Consider the following 20,779-nt stretch of genomic DNA (forward strand, 5'->3'; position numbering starts at 1 on the left):
ACTTGAAAATAGCAGACAGAGTTGCTTATTGGCAGGTGTAGCGATTTTATTAAAAAGATTTTAAACAGGTTCTTAGGCTGTTAAAAATTTATCATTCAAATATATCAGCCCACTGGTAAAATGAAACTATTATTTTTTTCTGCATTCCAAAATCGAAAACTTACTTGGGGTTTGTATAACATTCAATAAATTTAACCCTGCATTTTCAATTAACTTGGCAAATTCATTTTCCTTTCTAACCCTTCCACCATCGGAACAAACTAAAAATAACAAATCACGAAAAGCTTCTTCTGGTGAAAGCTTCTCATTGTTTGGTACGTTCTCAATAATAATAAGCCTTGAATCATCAGACATAACATCAGATATATTTTTAAGGATTCTTACCACATTTTCATCATCCCAATCATTTAATACTTTACTTATAATATATAAGCTACCGCCTGAAGGAATTTGTTCAAACATACTGCCAGCTACAAATTCACAACGTTTACCAATTTCTGTAGATGCAAAACGATCTTTCGCACTTGATATCGTCTTTGGCAAATCAAATAATACGCCTCTTGCTTCAGGAACTGAATCTAATATCCCTGTTATTAGTTGCCCCATTCCTCCCGCAACATCAACAATAACATCAAATTGTTCAAAAGGATATGAAGACACTAGGGCTGGTAAACTCATTTTAGAATAAATCTCCATAGCTTTATCCATTATTTTCAAATATTCTTGATCATGCTTATTATATTCATACCATTTTTCACCGTACACTGCTTCAAAAGAAGATTTTCCAGTACGAATACTGTAATCCATTTTGAACATAGACTGTACCACTGTTTCATGTAACAAATATTCTACCAATGGTTCAATAGACTTTGGTGTTTTACCAGGTACAAGAGTAGCACCATACTCTGTAACATCATAGTGGGAACTTTCCTCCTGAATTACTAGCCCAATAGATTCTAACACTTTTAATAGCCTACTTAGTGCCGAAGCGTTCAAATGTAATGAGTCAGCTAAAACTTCAATTGAAACCTTCCCATTTTTAAATGCAGAAAAGATTCCTAGTTCTACCGCTGTTCTAACTGCAAGAGAAAACCCTAACCCTGATACCATTTGCATGACCACGGCCTGAGGATATTTTTTTTGCTCTTGAGAATTATCTTTAATTGTATTAGTCATATCGCTAACCCCCGATTAAATTAAGTTTATGCATTTATGATTTCTATGTCTTTTATCACTTTATTTAAATTTTCCATGTATTGATCTAACAGTGTTTCAATTGTTGCTCTGTTATACTGCTTTTGATTGTATTCAACCCTAATATTTAATTTATTCTCTCTTACCAAAGCAATAAATTTCAATTTATAGTTCCAAACCTCCTCATTACTTATGTCTTTCCCACTTGGTAATGAGGATACAGTAAAGTTTTCCGTATTTATGTCCGTATCAAATTCACCCATGTAGTTAAATGAAATCTCCGGTTTTAACGTAAAAGTCATCTCCGATTTATTGCTGCTCAAATATTTTAAAATCCCATGTCCTATCCCTTTATTAGGGATATTATCCAAGTAATCATTAACATAATTTAAAGATGAGCCGATATTTTCGGTTTCGACCAGTTGCAAAGCTACAGGATAGATCACAGATAATCTTCCTACTGTTCTGAAAACATCAATATCTTCACCATAATAATTGCGCCCATGATTTCCTAAATTAACAACAAGTTCATCTCTTCCTATCCATTTTTTCATTGTTAATCCCAAGGCAGTCAAAAATATACTTTCGATTTTTAGATTTCTGTTGGCTTTAATTATTTTTATTGCGTTTTTAGTTTCTTGTTGACCAAACTGTCTATATATCAACTGATTATCTTTTACTCTATTAAGATTAGAATCAAAATCAGTAGGTATTGGCAACATATGAATACTTTCAACTTTGCTCCAATATTCTTTCTCGCGTAACAATTTTTCACTATCCGCATATTTATAAAGATATTTTGACCACTTTAAAAATGAATCTGTTTTATTCGGCAACTTAATATCTTTATTATTTTTTAATTGAGTATATGCAATATTGAAATCTTCCAATATAATTCTCCAGGACACGTGGTCAATAATCATTTGATGAATAATTATTAACAAATGCTCACCATCCATCGCCTTGATTAAAGCTAGTTTCACGAGCGGTCCCTTACCTAATTCCATACTCGATTGTATTTGGTTTACTTTTACTTCCAGATTAATGTTTGACGAATCCACTACATCGATAATATGAAAATCAAATAATTCCCCCTCCAATCCCCTATTTATTTGCACTAGTTCTCCGCTTTTATCTTTGAACATTATTCTTAGAGCATCATGATGTTGAATAATCTTAGTAAAAATCTTCCTAATGTTTTCTTCTCCAAACCCTTCTTTTCTATATAAAATAAAAGAAAGATTTCTATGATTTAATGTTTCTTTATGATGTTCCATTAACCAATTTTGTATAGGTACAAGTCCAGCTTCACTAGTAACTACACTGTTATCAACTACCCAATTTCTATCTTTTATCTTACTAGCTATCCCCTCGATTGTTTGATATTGGAATATATCCTTCACTTCTAGTTTCACGTTATACTTTTCCATTCTGTTAGCAGCTTTAATTGCCTTTATTGAATCACCACCTGAAACAAAAAAGTTATCTCTTATACCAATTTTAGGAATATTGAGTATTTCAGCCCAAACTGTACTTATTATTTCCTCGATATGATTTCTAGGAGCAATATATTGGGTTTCATCATTTATCGATTTCTCAAAATTCGACAATACACTTATATCCACTTTCCCATTGTTTGTAATTGGGATTTCTTCGATAGCCATAATACCTGAAGGAATCATATAATCCGGCAGATATTGCTTTAGATATTCTTTCAAATGAAAAAGTAAATCCTCATCCTTACATACAACATATGCGTAAATAGAATCCTGTCTTACAATCACAACAGCTTCTTTTACTCCTTGAAAAGATAGAATCCTATTTTTAATCTCATCTAGCTCAATCCTAAACCCTCTTATTTTTACTTGACGATCGCTCCTTCCCATGAATTGAATATTACCATTCTCTGTCCATTTCCCTAAATCTCCGGTTTTATACATTTTCACTTCTGGATTAAATACATCTGGAATAAACTTGAAATCAGTTAACTTTTCATTATTACGATATCCTCTTCCTACCCCTTCTCCTCCTATATATATTTCTCCAACGATTCCTTTAGGTACTAGTTTTTTCTTTTCATCAAGTATATAGATTGAGCAATTTTTTATTGGCTTGCCAATTGATATTTCTTTAATAAAGTCAATTGCTTCCGGGTCAATCATATATGTCGTGGCATCAACACAACATTCAGTAGGTCCATACACATTCGTAATATACGGCGGTTTAGTCAGTTTGAAATTATTATAAAAATTTTTAATTTCTTCTATTAATAACGTTTCCCCACCTATGATAAAATGCTTTACCCCTATATCACTATAAGATAATGTCTCAGAGAATAAGCTGATATAGGCTGGTGTACCATCTGATATATCAATCTTATGTTCCTTATAATATACTGCAAGCTTTGTAACATCTTGTCTGGCATCTTCAGGTATAATGTGAAGAGAATGTCCGAGAAGCAGTGCTGAAAAAATTTGTTTTACCGACGCATCAAATGCAAAAGGAGCTAGCAAAGCAACATTCAAATTTGAACCATGCATGTTATAAATTCTTTCATCAAGCGCATTAACTAAATTCACTATACTTTTGTGCTCAATCATAACTCCTTTAGGATATCCAGTTGATCCCGAAGTATATATCACATATGCAAGGCTTTCTGGTACTACTCTATCGCTCAGATTATCACTACTTTCTGAATCTATATCTTCTAAATATAGTTCCTCTATACTATGCTTAACTAGATTTCTTTTTTCACTTTCAGTAAGCAACATGCGGGCACCACTATCTTCTAGCATATACTTAATTCTTTTTTCAGGATAATTTAGATCTAGTGGTAAATAAGCTGCACCAGCTTTTATAATCCCCATTATTCCTGCTACAAAGTTCGTGTTACGATTTGCTATTATTCCAACAACGTCTTCTTTTTGAAGCCCTTTTTTAATGAGTAATCTGGCAATTTGATTTGCTTTCTTATTTAATTCTCTATAAGTTAATGTTCCATCTAATCCCATAACTGCAACATGATTTGGCATCAGTTCTGCCTGTTTCTCAAAAATATCACAGATTGTTCCATTGTTTCGGTTACTTGGTATTAATATATTACTATGACTAGTAATTTCTTTTTTCTCATTTTCATCCAATATATTTATATCACCAATTAAAATATTCTCTTGCGAAACAATACTCTCAAGAATCATAAGGAATCGCTGAGAAAACTTTTCTATAGTATTTCTTTTAAATATTTTCGAAGAATAAGTGAATTCAAATTTAATATCCTCCTGACCAGGAAAAGCCTGAAGCAACAGATCGAATTTAGCTGTTTTATTCTCATAATTATATGGTGTATATTTCAATTTATTAATTTCAATTGTCGGATTGTCCATTAGCTGGAGTACAAACATTACATTGAATAAGGCATTTCTATCTAAGTCTCTGTCAATGTTTAATGCATTAACAAGCTCTTCAAATGGATAATCCTGATTTTCATATGCTTTTAATGCACTATCTTTCACCTGTTCAAGTAGTTCTTTAAAGTTTTTTTCTGCCGAAGGGTGATTTCTTAGTGCAATTGTATTTACAAACATACCTATCATATTTTCAAGTTCTTTATGCTTTCTCCCAGCTATAGGTGAACCAATAATTATATCCTCTTGACCCGAGTGTTTAAATAAAAGCACATTAAATGATGCCATTAAAGTCATAAATAAAGTGACTTTTTCTTTTAAATTAAATTGATTTAGTTTAGATGTAAGCTCTTTTCCTGCAAAAAATGAGAGTCGCGCTCCCTGATCACTCTCATCAGAACCTTTTGAAAAATCTCCTGGTAAATCGAGAATCGGAAGCTCTCCTTTAAATTCATTTAACCAATATTCTTTTTGCTTTTTCATATCATTCGTTTCAAATAATTTATTTTGCCATTTTGCGAAATCTTTAAATTGAATTTTTAATCGCGGTAATGATTGATCCTCATATAAATAGATTAATTCCTTCTGTAATATCGGTATAGATGCTCCGTCCGCTATAATATGCTGTACATCTATCATTAAAAGATGCTTATCACTACTAACTTCCACTAATCCTCCACGTATTAAAGGCGCTTTTTCTAAATTAAAAGGTCGTACAAAATTATTGATTACATGTTCTAGTTCAGTTTCCCTAGCACTATATCTCTCTAAGTGAAAATGAACATTTTCCTCTATCACTTGTATAAGCTTCTCATCCACAAAACCAAAAGAAGTTCTTAGAACTTCGTGCCTTTTAATAAGTTTCCTGAATGCTAATTCTAAGCGTTTTTCATCTAACTGTCCTTCTATCATTAGAAAAAATGGTATATTATATGATGTACTATTATGATTCAACTTATTTAAAATAAAGATTCTCTTTTGTGCTGAAGACACTTCATAATACTCTGCCTCTTCTACCTTTGGAATAGCCATATAATCATTGAGTTCCGTATGACTACTCTTATAATGTCTTTTAATATAACTAGAAAATTTCTCTATATCAGGATATTCAAATAAATTTGCTACTGAAATATTGATGTTCATTCTTTTATTAATTCTATTAATAATTTCAATTGCTATAATTGAGTCGCCACCCATTTCATAGAAATCTGATGTTACATTTATTGGATTTATTCCAAGAGCTTCTCCCCATACTCGTCCGACCATCGTCTCTATCTCTGAATACTGATGATCCTGTCTACCATTAAGACAAATCTTTTCAACTCTATTTTCAATATTAATGTTCTGTTTTTGTTGCACTGGTAATTTTTTGTGTAGATTTACCCAATGTCTTTCACGTAAGAAAGCATATACAGGCATACTAATTTTCGTTCTCTCTTCCCCCTCATATAAACTTTCCCAATCAATATCAATACCTCTTTTATAAAGTTCGCATATTTCATGTAATACCGTCATATCTTTCTTACCACTTTGTTTATAATACTCAATCTTTTGATTCGCAATGTTTTTAAGTTTACGCTCTTCCATATATGAAAGCTTTATTACATTTTGAAAATCAAGCGACACATTTCGTAACTTTTCAATTTTTCTTTTTAAATCTTCCTTATCTTTTACCATTAAGCATATCCTGTACTCCCAGTGCTTTCTACCTGTGTTAGCTGTATAACAAAGATTTGAAAGATTTAAATCAGTTTCTTCAATAACAAAATCCGTATATTTTTCTATTAAATTGTATAACGATTCTTTATTTTTAGCTGAAAGAGTGAATACTTCCATAACCTGTTCTTGGCCTATTTTCTCATCTATTATTGGAGCTTCTTCTAAAACAATGTGACAATTTGTTCCACTGAAGCCAAACGAACTGACCCCCGCTCTTCTAGGCGTTTCATTTTTCTTCCATTTACGTATTCTATCGTTCACATACACAGGTGAAGTCGTAAAATTAATTAAAGGATTAGGTTCATTAAAATTGATACTAGGAGGAAGTACCTGCTCTTTTAATGCCATAACAGCTTTAATCAAGGAAGCCATTCCTGATGCTCCTACAGTATGCCCAATATTAGGTTTTACTGAACCAATACCACAAAACTGCTTTTTATCAGTGTACTTTTTAAAGGCATTTGTTATCCCTTTAATCTCAATTGGATCCCCTAAAATTGTTCCAGTTCCATGAGTTTCAATATATGATATAGTATCTGGACTGATTTTAGCGTTCTCCCAAGCCCGAGAAATTAGTTTTTCTTGTGCATCCGCATTCGGAGCTGTAATTCCATTTGAAGCTCCATCATTATTAATAGCGCTCCCTTTAATAACAGCATATATATTGTCCCTATCTTCAATAGCTTTATTTAGTGGCTTTAATATTATGGCAGAGATACCTTCTCCCCATGCTGTTCCCTTCGCATTTTTATCAAAAATACTTATATGTGCATTTTCTGCTTCTATCTCATTCATCGTACCTATGTTTTCAGGTCGTAAAAATAAATTCACCCCCCCTGCAATAGCCATATTACATTCTCCATTTTTAAGAGCCTCACATGCCAAATGGACTGAAACTAATCCAGAAGAACATGCAGTATCAATAACAAGGCTCGGTCCTTTAAGATTGAAAATATAAGAAGTTCTGCTGGCAAGTATTCCAGGATATGTCCCTGTCATTGCAATCATATCCGCATTTTTTACCAATGAATCATACGAAAACTTTAGATCCCCACTGTGATCATGGCCAACAAAAATACCAGTATTTGATCCATATATTTTATTCCCAGCATATCCTGAATCTTCAATGGCTTGATATACTGTCTCTAAAAATATTCTTTGTTTCGGATCCATAAGCATAGCTTCTCTTGGTGAAATTCTAAAAAATGCTGAATCAAACTTATCAATCTCATCTAAAAATCCGGCTTTAAAATATGAATTCTTATTAGGGTTATTTAATAATGGATCAATATCCATTCTTCTCTGCTGCGGCAAATCCCTAATGCAACAAGTACGATTCAAAATATTATTCCAATACTCCTTTATATTATTGGATTCAGCAAATCTGCCAGAAATACCAATAACGGCTATATCTCTATTACTTTTTTGCGATTTATTTGATAGCTCCTTTAAAATACGTAGAGCCATTTCACTATCCATTTTTTTCTCTTTTACTTGCTCTAAGATATATTTATTTATTATAGAAATATCATCCACGATTTTATCACCCTTATACTGTCTTCTTTATTGAGATACATGTAGTATTATGGTTTATTACAGAACTCCCCCCTTAAAGTAAATTGGCATAATGAGGTTCATCTATTTTTGTATTAAATATTTTCCCATCTTCTTTACACAATACCTGAACCAAATTTCTCGCTTGTAATACAACACTTGGCAATCCGCCTCCAACTTGACTCCAATGCCCTACCATATAAAAATCCTCTAAACCATGAAGTGTTCTTTTTAATTTTTTTTCATGTATAATGGCAGCCATTTGTTTCTCCCAGCCCTGCCAACTTCCATTTCTATTATTTGTATATCTTCTGATTGTATATGGCGTAGAAACATCTACTACATCAATATTTGATTTAATATCTCCGAACCTTTTATCTAATAAATCAATGATTTCATTAGCTATTGCTTTCTTCTCATTCTCATACTTTACACGATTATTTTTCTGCAAAGCCTCCCAATATTCACTTGAGGTCTTTGCATATACCACAATGCTGGTTTTTCCTTTTGGAGCAAAAGAAGGGTTTTTATTATATATTTTTACAAATATATTGTTTACATCCTTACAACCGTGATCATTAAGAGGACGCTCTAATTCCAAACTCATATAGTGTGGGACATTCTCAAATGCTTTTGATACCCCTAATCCTACATAAATTTGTGGCGCACTTGTTTTAAAATTATCATAACAATATTTCAAATCTTCATTCACATATTTTCCCTCTAACATTTCATAAATCGTATTATATCCATCTGCTGCGGAGATAACTAAATCCCCTTTATATGTTTGACCATTTTTCAACTTTATTCCTATTGCTCTATTATCTTCAACTAAAATATTAGCAACTTTTGATTTATAATGTATTTCCCCACCCAAATCAACATATCTTTTCTCTATTATCTTCGCAAATTGTAATGATCCTTCTACAGGATGGCCCGCAGATTTACTATTGGCCCACCCCATAGTTGCTATAAAATAAGATATGGATGTATCGATATTAAACCAAAAAATTCGGCTAAAGTTTTCTCGCACCAAGGGACTTTTAAAGCGTTTGGAAAATTCCTCAATTGTAACCTTTCCCCACTCTTTCATAACTTTCATATAAGGGCCCGCTTTGGCTTTAAACCTTTCAAAATCTGAAAGATCGAACAACTCTGGTGCCTTATCTAAATCCAAATCAACACTAGAAATCACTCGAATAGCATCTGTTAAAACTTTAATTGTTTCTTCATCTTCCGGAGCAACTCTAAGAAACTCTTGTTCTAATTTATCTACATCAGAATACAGTGTAAATGTTGATCCATCTTTAAAATTAACAACTGCAAACTCTTCATCATTAATAAACTCCATATTTTGTATAATGTTTAGTTCCTTCCAAAATTTATGGAATGTATTATTAGGTCCTGAACCGACAAGCCAACTAATACATCCATCAAAATAATAGCCTTTCCTACTCCAACCAGTGCAAAGCCCTCCAGGTAATAATCCCATTTCATAAATCTTTGTTTTATAACCATTCATCTGTAGATAACATCCTGCAGCCATTCCTGCAACACCCGCTCCAATAATAATAGCTGTTTTATTTCCCATATTTACTCTCCCTTTCATCACATTTTTAAAACGCACTTAATTTCCTAATATTTTCAATCCATCTTGTATATCTATATTTCCTTTTTGAAGATCATCAAATAAATCCCTAAGTTCTTTCTCTAAATTATTATCGTTACTTACATTCGTTTCTCCGTTTTTCAAATTATCATTATTACTAATTTCTCTATCAATATATTCCGATAACTCAACAACAGAAGGGTACGTAAAGATATCAGAAATGTCAACCAGATTAGGATATTTTTGATTAATGAGGTTTAATAACTGTGTTGCCATAATTGAGTCTCCACCCATGGCACTAAAACTCTCATATAAGTCTAATTCTGGAATATCTAAAACCATAGAGTACATTTGTGCAATGTTTTTTTCTGTTTCAGAATAGTATTCTCCTTTACCTTTTATTACAACATCACTAGCACTATTCTTTAGAGAACTTTTTTCTGTCTCAACCTTAGTTTTTTTAGATTCTTTTAGTTTATTTTTTACACTTATTGACAGTTCGAAAGGTAATTCATCTGTAGCAACTTCTAATATATCCATATTTAATTTACCTGGTATAACATTTGTTAGGTCATTATCTGCCATTGTATCTAATATACTAAGGGCTTTATTAACCGTTAATAATTTAAAAATGGAAAATTCATCAGTAACTCCATAATCTACAGCTATACCAACTTCATCCCACGCTGGCCAATTTATAGAAATAGTCTTTTTTCCTTTTTTGTTTCTATAATAAGAGAAAGAATCTAAATATGCATTCGCAGCTGTATAATCACCTTGTCCAGCTCCACCAAAAATCGAATTGATTGAAGAGAACAAGATACTAAAATCTATATTTTCGTCTTTGGTTAAGTAATCAATTAACCAAGTTCCACTTATCTTTGGATTTATAACTTCTTCAAAAACAGCCTCCTGTTTTCTAAATATAAATCCTTCACCTGCGACTCCTGCGCAGTGGAATATACCGTTTATTTTTCCGTATTTTTCTTTTATTTCTCTAATAACTTTGCTCATACTACTAAAATCGGAAACTTCACAGCTATAGCACTTTACTTCTGATCCCATTCCCTGAATACTTCTAATTGTCTCTAACTTTCTTGAAAGCTTTTGATTTGAGCCATCATTAATAATATCTTCCCATAATTCCATCTCTGGTAACTTAGAACGATTTAGCAATACTATATTCACTTTATTTTTTCCAGCCAAATATTTTGCGATTTCAAGTCCTATTCCACCAGTTCCACCTGTAATCATATAAACTCCATTTTCCTTAATCTCTAGTCCAGTACCTTGTTTATCATGATTATGTTCAAATATATCTAGCTCACTTATATAACGGATGTTATGCCTAAAGGCAATTTGATAATGTTTGTCTTCACTCTTTATTTCTTCAATGATGGAGGTAATAGCGGTGTGATCATCTATATCTATCGCTCTACATTTTATATTTGAAAACTCTTGTGAAATTACACTGCCTAACCCAAACATTGCAGCCCCCAAAGGATTAATTGTCTTCTCATTCCCAGTTACTTCTGTCACGTTGTTAGAAATTAAAATCAAATCAATATTTCTTTTGACTTTATTAACACTTATACCCCTAACTAAATAAAATAGACTATACAATCCGTTATGTTGTAATTCTTTTAAGTCACTAAAATGAATTGCTTCACCATTAGTCATTGAAGATAAGTGAATGATTTTAGTAATATTTCGTCCCTTTACTTCGTTTATTAAATTAATATAATCGTCTGCCATTCCATTAATAATAAATTGTTGATCATTAATCTTTTCAAAGCGGTTCCCAAATTCTACTTGGATAATATTATGATTATCGTATTGTAGCTCTTTGAGAACTTTTTTATAAATCTCCTGTTTATCTTTGAATACTAATATCGTTTCATTAGTAGTGACATTAACTTTAACTGGGGTTGATCCCTGAACCCACTTTAGATGATAAAACGAACTTTCTTTTTCTAAATTTTCATCAAAAATAGTGTTTAAGCGATTAGCCTTCTTTAATACATAGTCCGTAATCTCCGCAAAAACAACACCCGCAGTATCAATTAATTGTATATTACAAACCTTCGTCTCTTTATTGCTTGATTTCTTTATGACATGTGCATAAAAATGCTGAGGCATCGCTGAATATATCTTCACACTTTTATAAGAAAGTGGGAGGAATGTACTGTCATCGTCATCTTCTCCAATAAATACATTGGCTGCATTATCCAGTAAAGATGGATGTAACAATAAATCTTTTAAGTCCCCTTTAAATTCATCAGATAGTTTCAATTCCACCAATTGTTCATCATGATCCAAGATTACTTCTTTAAAATTTAGCCACCTAGGTCCAAACGTAAATACATTGCTGGTCAATTGCGTATCATCTTTGTATTCAACTTTAATTTTTTCTCTGCTGGCATCCTTTTTCATTAAATTCAAATCAAATATTATTGATTTCATTTCCTTTAATTCATAAGCTTTCCCTTCCGCATGAGTGATCCATTTCTCTCCTTCCTTACTAGCTATGGTGAATCGGACACCCTCTTTTTCTTTCTTTATAATGGTATGAACAACTTTATTTTCATCTTGATGTACCAGTAATGGGGTAAAAAAGATAACATCTCTTAATTCCAAATTGTTATTCCCGAAAAATTCAGAACTTGCCTTTCGCCCCATCTCTAAATAAGTTGTTCCAGGGATTACACTAACTCCCATAATTTTATGATCACTTAACACCCAATCTTTATCCACATTAAATGTTGTAGAATAAATAGTTTCATTCATTGAATCTGCCAAACACTGATCAATCAGAGGATGACTAATATTTTTTTGAATCGGTGTTTCATCTCGTCTATCTTTCACCTCTCCCCAACACTGTATTCTTTCAAATTGATACGTAGGCAAACTAACAGTATTTCTTTTTTCATCTACGTATATCTTTTTCCAATTAACCTTAGCTCCTTTAATATATAAATCACATATTTCTGTAAGATTTAACACTAAATATTCATTACTCTCGTTTGAAATATCTAACAATAAATTATCTACTTTCGTATTCATTTTTCGATGTTCCGATAACGTAATTTCACCTTCATCCATAATTTGCTTTCGATCAGAGCCAATTTTATGATAGCCGAAATATGCTCCTTTCTCTGATATATCATTTAAATTTTGATTACAGAGCAAATCAATTTTTTGTATAAGTTCTTCATAGCTTTTGACTATGATAGCTAACCTATAGCCATAATGACCTCGGCCGGTATTTGCGGTATAACAGATATTCTTTAGACTTTTTTGAGTTCCCTGTTTGAAAAATTCATTATATTTTTTGAGCAATTGAATTAAAGATTTTTCTGTCTTAGCTGATAACGTGAATACTTCAAACGTTAATTTTGAACTTAACTCATCATTTGATTGAATAACCGGTTCTTCTACAACAACATGAGCATTAGTTCCTACAAATCCAAATGAACTGATTCCCGCTCTTCTCGGTACACTACCTCTTGGCCACTTATGCGGCTTATCAGATACAAATACCGGTGACTTAACAAAATTGATCAATGAATTAGGTTCTTTAAAATTAATACTTGGAGGTATTATATTATGTTTCATTGACAAAACAATTTTAATTAAAGACGCTAAACCCGAAACAGCAACAGTATGACCTATATTAGATTTGACAGATCCTATTCCACAAAACTGTATTTTATCTGTATATTTCGAAAATGCGTTAGTAATCCCCTTAACTTCTATAGGATCACCTAATTTTGTACCTGTACCATGCGCCTCAATATACTGAATAGTTTCTGGATTAACCTGTGCATTTTCCCAAGCTTTAATTAGAACTTCTTCCTGCGCTATTGCATTAGGTGCGGTTAAGCCATTAGAAGCTCCATCATTATTGATTGCACTCCCTTTAATGACAGCGTAAATATTATCGCCATCCTGTCTAGCTTTATTTAAGGGCTTCAATATAACAGCAGCTACTCCATCACTAAAAAATGTACCATCTGCATTTTTATCAAAAGCATTTACTTTATCGCTTTTAGATTCCATCATAGATTTTCGAGATGTTTCGAAACGTGGAAAGAACCCTAATGAAATCCCACTAACAATTGCCATTTCACATTCCTTGCTTTTTAAAGCATTACAAGCTAAATGCACCCCTAGTAAACCTGAACTACATGCGGAATCTAAAACCATAGAATTTCCTTTTAAATTCAATAAATAATTTATTCTTCCCGCCATCAAACCAGGCCAATTCCCTGTCATACTTGCAGATTCTAATTCCGTAATGTAACGATACAGAGTATTATTCACATGATCTTTTCCGACAAATAAAGAAGTATTACTTCCGTAAATTTTATCCCCACCATACCCAGCATCCTCAATCGCGGTCCATACGGTCTCCAGCAATACTCTATGAGAAGGATCAATTGCCTTTGCTTCTTTAGGAGAGATACTGAAAAATTCAGCATCAAATTTATCCACATCCTCTAAGTAACCACCAAGCTTCCAGTCATCTGCCTGCTCTTCTGTCAAAAATCCAGATCCAAGAAAATCTGTAAATCCCTTATTATTTACAATAGGTTTAATATATTTAATCATTTCTTCCTGATAATTCACCTTACAATCTAAAGAATTTATTAAGTTATTCCAATATTCTTCTGTATTATTAGCTTTAGGTAGTTTACAAGATATCCCAATAATAGCAATATCCTCACTCTGCATACTTTCACTATTTAATTCTTGAAGCATCTTTTTTGCTTGTTCCTGTGTTATCTTGCGCTGCTTTACCTGTTCTAATATATAGGTTTGAATTACACTCATTTTTTAATCACTCCTACATAAATTTTTTGTATTAATTCATTTTTGTTATTAGGGGCAAACCGTCGATTCTGACCTTTGCGGCGAATAGAACCACTATATTTCTGTGGTTCTTAATATTCAATTACATAAAATCCCAAAGCAAATATTTCTTTGAGCAGTGCTAAGAAATGGCACTTCATCTGCCTTCACACTTCCGAATATTATTCCAAAAAATAAACCCTTTTTATGGCTGTCTTGGTTGTGAAAAAAAGAACCTTCTTTTTTTCACAACCAAGACGTCTTTCTATGATTTTTGTCCTGAATATATCAGTTTATTTGCCTCACCTACTTCCAACTCACCGGAAGCTAATTTACTCAAAATAGCATCAATATCATCTTCTTTATGATTATCCTCAAAAATTTGGCTAGGTACACAATCATCATCATTTTTTAATTCAGATTCAATATAAGATGCCATTTCACGAATTGATGGGTAGGTAAAAATATCTGATACATCGATCAGTGATGGGAATTCTTTTTCTATTTCCTTCATCAAATAGATAGCCGATATTGAATCCCCTCCTAAATCGTAAAATTTATCATCGATACCGATTTGCTCTAATCCTAAAACTTTTATCCAAACCTTTAAAATCTTATTTTCTATACTGTTATAATCAATATGATTAACCTGTACAAAATTCATTTCTTCACTGATTTTATCTTTTGAGACTGTTTGATCTATGCGTTGTAAAATATCTGAAGATATCTGAAATTTAATCAAGCCTTTATGAACACCAAGTACTTTATAATCAATTTCTCCAATAATAACTTTTGAAATTTCCTTTTGTATGATTTCATCAAATGTATATATTGCTTCAATAGAGTTAATAGTCTTAAACCCATTATTATCCTTATGCTCTTCTTTACGCTTATCAATATATTCAGCGAGCATCCCTACATCATTCCAACCACACCAATTAATAGTCAATGTCTTTTGTTCAGGGGCTACTAGACTCCTAAATTCCTCAAATGAATCCATGTAAGCATTGGCTGCCACATAATCAGCTTGTCCCACACTGCCTCCCAATGACGTGATGGATGAAAACATAATAAAAAAGTCCAATTGATCATCTTTTGTAAGTTGATTCATTATCCATGTTCCATGAATTTTGGGTTTAATTACATTATCAAATACTTCTTTCTCTTTTCTAAAAATAAACCCCTCTCCAGAAACACCAGCCCCATGTATAACACCGTCTATTTTATTGAATTTTTTCCTTATCTCTCTAAATACTTCTTTTATTTCATTTTCATTCGCAACATTCGCTTTATAACATTCAACTCTCGAACCACTCTCTTGTATTTCATTAATAGCTTTGATTTTATAAGCAATCTTACTTTCCTCAATCGCCTTTGCTGACAAACCAGAACGCCCAATTAAAATTAAATTAACATTTTCCTTGGACGATATATATTTGGCCATTTCTAAGCCTATTCCACCCATGCCACCAGTAATAACATAGACGCCATCTTTCTTAAATTCCACTTTCTCTTCTGGAAGAGCTTTTATATCAACATTTTGCAATTCTTGAACATATTTATCTTTATCTCTGTATGCAACCAGTTCTACTTGTTTTTTTGAGTTTATTTCAGTAATACAATCCTCCACGCAAATCTTATCATCTATATCAATACATCTCACACTTAGTTTTGGATATTCCTTTTCTATGACCTTTCCAAAACCAAAGAAAGCTGCATTATGTGGTTTTATTTTAAATTCTTCACCATTAACCCGATGCGCGAAATCGGTGAATAACAATAGTTCTATACTATTTTTCGTATTCTTAATTATTGACTTAGTTAAATAAAATAAGCTGTCTAATCCTATAGATAGTTTTTTCTGAAGTTGTAGTAGCTCTTCATCTGTTTCATTATTGATTGTCATTAAATGAATAATTTGAGTAATATTTTCATTTGCTATAGCTTCAAATAATTTGTCGTAATCCTCTTGTTCTCCACGAATTGTATACTTCCAATTACTAATCTTAGAAAAGCGCTTCCCTGGCTCTACTTCAATAACAGATTTCCCATCCACTCTTAATTGCTTTGCAATCTTGTTAGATAATTCCCCTTCATTTTTAAATAATAAAATATTACGATTATCATATTTCTTTTCAAATGTGTAGTCTTTCTTACTTACCCATGCTAACTTATGATACATTTGCTTGCTTTTATCTATTTTTTCTGTGGAACCATGAACTTTCTTTACAATATAATTACTTATTTCCCCAAATACCTCTCCAACCTCATTTAATAGCAATATATCAAATTTACCAGTTTCCTCATTATCGTTAGTTTTCTTTGTTATATAGCTATAAAACTTTTTAGGCGTAGATCCAAAGATTCGAAAGTTTTTATAATAATAAGGCAAATAGCTTTCATCATTTATCGTAAAAGTAGCTGCATTTACAGCACAATCCATCATGGCAGGATGCAAACTATAGTAATCAAAATCGTTCTGATACTCTTTCTTAATTTCTAGTTCGCATAACACTCCTTCATTATTCCTGTAGATTGCATTGGTGCATTTCCACCTATCACCAACGCTTACTATACTTTCTGACCTGTTTGTATCTTCTATAAAATAAACAGATTCATAGTCTTTTTGGTTTACATCTACTAAACTACGATTATTTTTCTGAATGATGTAAACAGATTCATAGTTCTTTTTTAAAACTTCAATATCATATTTTTTGGGCCTCTCTTTTACTTCCTTAACAATTAACGCTTCTGCATGCTTGACCCATTCCCCTTCTCCTAACTTACTTACAACACTAAATTCTAACATATCCTCTTTTATATTTATAATTGTATGGACTTCTCTTGTTTCCACATCTTTTACTTGCAAAAGGTATGGAAACATTACGTTCTTTAAAACAATGTTCCATGAATCACCAAAATATCTTTTTCCAATTTCTCTTGCTGTGTCTATATATGTAGTACCAGGAACAACATAATAATTGTCCACTTTATGCTCATTCAAAATCCAATAATCTTTAACATTTAAATGTGACACATAGACTTCCATATTAAATGATTGTAAAGCAAGATTATTTATTAAAGGATGTTTATCTTTCTTGTTAGATATTGAATTACTCTTTTCTTTTAAATCTATCCACATTCTTTTTCCATCAAAAGAATAAGTAGGTAAGCTCACTTTTCGGAAATTAAATTTCCGATATAGTTCTTCAAAATTAACATCTGCTCCATTACAATACAATTCACTTAAAAACTGTAAATCAGATTTGTTAATATGAGTGACATCTTTTCTTATTCTATTAATTATCCTCTTTATCTCATGGCTTGTATGCGACTCATTAATATGAGTTGAAAAAATGTTCCTCCCTATAAACCTGGTATTTTTTTCAATAATTTGAAAATAAATATCTTTATCCAAATATGTTTTCCATTCCGATCGAACTAATAATTCTAGTTTTTCTAACAATTCTTCTTTTGTTTTTATAATAAGGGCAATTCTAAATTTATTAGCTAGCCTTCCAGTATTCATCGTATAACAAATGTCATGTAATTTAACTTCTTTTTCTTCCCCTAAAAATTCGATATAACTGTTTAGTAAATTGAATAATGACTTTTTTGTTCTTGCTGATACTGTAAAAATATTTTCAGAAAAAACAGTTTCTTCACGTTGTTCAATTTTAGGTGGTTCTTCTAAAATGACATGACAGTTGGTTCCGCTTAAACCAAAACTACTAACACCACATCGATATACTCCATCATTATTAGTCCAATCCAGCACTCTATCATTTACATAAACAGGCGACTCATGAAAATTAATATTTCTATTTGGAACTTTAAAATTTAAGCTTGGGGGAATTTTTTTATGTTTTAATGCCATGACTGCTTTAATTAAACCTGCTAATCCTGCCAAACTATCCAAGTGACCAATATTGGTTTTTACAGAACTAATCGCGCAAAACTGTTTACGATCTGTAAATTTGCTGAAAGCCTGTTGTATCGCACTTACTTCTATTGGATCACCCAATTTAGTGCCTGTACCATGAGCCTCTATATATGTAATCGTTTTAGGATCTATATGTGCATCCTTCCAGGCATCTAAAATAACATTCTCCTGTGCAGCTACATTAGGAGCTGTGATTCCCACTGAACTACCATCCTGATTAATTGCACTTCCTTTAATAACTGCATAAATTTGATCTTTATCAAGAATTGCCTTATTCAGCGGTTTAAGCAGAATTGCAGCCACACCCTCGCCACTATTTGTTCCATCAGCCTTATCATCGAATGTTTTTACAAGTGAATCAGACGATGTAATACCAATATTCCATTCATTCTCTTTTTCTGTTTTAGGAAAAATCTTTATATTTACTCCTCCAACTAAAGCTGTATCACAATCACGATTTCTTAAAGCCTGACATGCGGTATGGAGTGTAACAAGTGATGAAGAACAAGCTGTATCAATTACCATAGTAGGGCCTTTAAAATCCAATATATATGCTAATCTACTTGCAATAACCGACTTAATATTACCCGCAGTTGCTAAACCTAATAATGATTGATCTCCCTTTTCAATTAGCTTAAAATACTCATTTGATCCATCACTACTTAGCCCTACATATATTCCTGTCTTGGTTCCACATAATTTGCCGCCTCCATAGCCCGCGTCTTCCAAAGCATTCCATGCTGTTTCGACAAATAATCTTTGTCTAGGATCAATTAACTTAGCCTCATTAGGAATTATTTCAAAAAAATCACAATCAAATTTATTAATTTCATCTAAATAGGCTATTTTTGTGTAGTTCACATCTTTATTTTTATTTTTAGCACCACTGTATTCTAAATAATTATCAGCGTCTTCTTTTCTGTTTATCGGAATATCCCTGATTAATTCTTCTCCGTTTATTAATAGATCCCAATAAGCATTTAAATTATTAGCCTTGCCAAATTTACCAGAAATCCCTATAATTGCAACATCATTTTCAGAAATATTATTAATTCCAATAACTTCTTTCCTCTGCTTCTCTTTAATTCCTAATTTATCATTTTTAAAAGCAGCAGCCTTTAAATCACTTAAACTTATAAAATCTGTTTTCATCTTCTCACCTCACTAATAGTAAGCAAAATTTGGTATCTTAAATTAAATTTCAAAGTTCTCAAAATAGTGTTTTGTATTTGTTTCGTCAAACAATTGATTAAATCTTTCCTGTTGTTCATCTTTAGGAGTTCCTTTAGTTTGAAATACTGATTTTAGCATTTCTACAGCCATTTGCATTTGATCTATTGTAGGCATTTTGTTAGTTGCCTCTAGTTCAGTTTGAAGCATCGCAATTTTTTCATAAGGCTCAATAACACCTCTAGTGTATTCTTCATTATTCCAATTATTATTTTTAGTAGCCACCGCTATCCCCAAACTTCTTGAAATAATAGAATACCTGTTTTTTCGATGAGAGACTTCTTTTGCAAAGATTTCTTCCTTCATTTCTTTTATATCTTCTTCTTTGTCATAACTGTATGCTCCAATATTTGATATATTGTTTCTTACAAGATTCCTTAGCGTGGCCTTAGGGCCAAATTCAATCACGTTATCTAATTGTTGTTGCTCCAAGTATTTCATTATTGCATACCAATTCACAGGTTTTACAATCTGTTTCCCTAAAATGTCCAATATTTGATCCTTATCTTCATAAGGCAACGCCGTAACATTTGATAAGACCTTATATTTAGGATCTTTAAAGGCGTATCTATTCAACTCATTTTTAAATTTACCAGCCGCTAATTCCATTATCGGTGAGTGGAAGGCAGCACTAACATTTAATTTGAAAATTTCTGCACCTTTACTCTTCAGCTCTTCACAAACCTGTGCAACAGCCTCTGCTTCCCCTGATACCACAACATCTTTTTCTCCATTGTAATTTGATATACCGATAACCCTTCCACTTGAAGAAATTTTATAACTTTCTTCTTCTACAATTTTTTCATCTATATTTCTAATAACAGCCATAGCTCCTAATCCATCATTTGCGGTTTCTTTCATAAACATACCTCTGGCTCTTACAAGCTTTACAGCATCTGAAAAATCAATGACACCCGCACATACCAAAGCAGTATATTCTCCCAAGCTATGTCCCGCTAAATAATGAGGTTCTTCCCCTATCTCTTCCATGTAAACTCGGAATTGAGCCATACTAGTTGTAAGTATTGCAGGTTGTGTATTTTCAGTCTGAGAAAGTTCATTAGCGTTGCCTTCAAAACATAATTTTCCAAGGTCGAACCCTAATACTTCACTTGCCTCATCATAAGTTTCCTTTGCAATAGCGAAATTATTATATAAATTTTTGCCCATTCCTATATATTGAGATCCTTGTCCTGAAAATAAAAAACCTAATTTTGGCATGTTAAAGCCTCCATCTATCTTATTTTTAATAATTAATTTAACTTAGCGAAGTTA

General features: G+C 32.1%; 6 protein-coding genes. All 6 read right to left on the reverse strand.

What is annotated here, in order from left to right:
• Window positions 1–129 precede the first annotated feature (129 nt).
• The 6 genes from ACQRBL_RS02605 to fabD all read right to left on the reverse strand — a co-directional run bounded on the left by ACQRBL_RS02605 (window position 130) and on the right by fabD (window position 20,725).
• On the reverse strand, window positions 130–1,176 hold the full coding sequence (locus tag ACQRBL_RS02605; protein WP_065229725.1) for a methyltransferase: 1,047 nt from the start codon (window positions 1,174–1,176) through the stop codon (window positions 130–132).
• A gap of 26 nt (window positions 1,177–1,202) precedes the next feature.
• Window positions 1,203–7,853, reverse strand: coding sequence for a type I polyketide synthase (locus tag ACQRBL_RS02610; protein ID WP_411996378.1), 6,651 nt, complete (start codon window positions 7,851–7,853; stop codon window positions 1,203–1,205).
• 73 nt (window positions 7,854–7,926) lie between these two features.
• Window positions 7,927–9,462, reverse strand: a complete 1,536-nt coding sequence (locus tag ACQRBL_RS02615; protein WP_065229723.1) for a phytoene desaturase family protein — start codon at window positions 9,460–9,462, stop codon at window positions 7,927–7,929.
• 36 nt (window positions 9,463–9,498) lie between these two features.
• Entirely contained in the window at window positions 9,499–14,313 is a 4,815-nt protein-coding gene (locus tag ACQRBL_RS02620; protein ID WP_411996377.1) for an SDR family NAD(P)-dependent oxidoreductase, read from the reverse strand.
• Between the two features lie 283 nt (window positions 14,314–14,596).
• Window positions 14,597–19,426, reverse strand: a complete 4,830-nt coding sequence (locus ACQRBL_RS02625; protein WP_411996376.1) for an SDR family NAD(P)-dependent oxidoreductase — start codon at window positions 19,424–19,426, stop codon at window positions 14,597–14,599.
• 42 nt (window positions 19,427–19,468) lie between these two features.
• The gene (gene fabD, locus ACQRBL_RS02630) at window positions 19,469–20,725 is read right to left on the reverse strand and encodes an ACP S-malonyltransferase (protein ID WP_411996375.1); all 1,257 of its coding nucleotides are present in this window, start codon (window positions 20,723–20,725) and stop codon (window positions 19,469–19,471) included.
• Window positions 20,726–20,779: the final 54 nt, after the last annotated feature.

The sequence above is a fragment of the Bacillus sp. AF62 genome (genome assembly GCF_050312695.1).
GTDB classification, from domain to species: Bacteria; Bacillota; Bacilli; order Bacillales; family Bacillaceae_G; genus Bacillus_A; species Bacillus_A cereus.

Excerpts from the sequence above, each read along its gene's own strand:
- ACQRBL_RS02605 (WP_065229725.1), bottom strand. The coding sequence starts at position 1,176 with ATGACTAATACAATTAAAGATAATTCTCAAGAGCAAAAAAAATATCCT.
- ACQRBL_RS02615 (WP_065229723.1), bottom strand. The coding sequence starts at position 9,462 with ATGGGAAATAAAACAGCTATTATTATTGGAGCGGGTGTTGCAGGAATG.
- ACQRBL_RS02620 (WP_411996377.1), bottom strand. The coding sequence starts at position 14,313 with ATGAGTGTAATTCAAACCTATATATTAGAACAGGTAAAGCAGCGCAAG.
- ACQRBL_RS02625 (WP_411996376.1), bottom strand. The coding sequence starts at position 19,426 with ATGAAAACAGATTTTATAAGTTTAAGTGATTTAAAGGCTGCTGCTTTT.
- fabD (WP_411996375.1), bottom strand. The coding sequence starts at position 20,725 with ATGCCAAAATTAGGTTTTTTATTTTCAGGACAAGGATCTCAATATATA.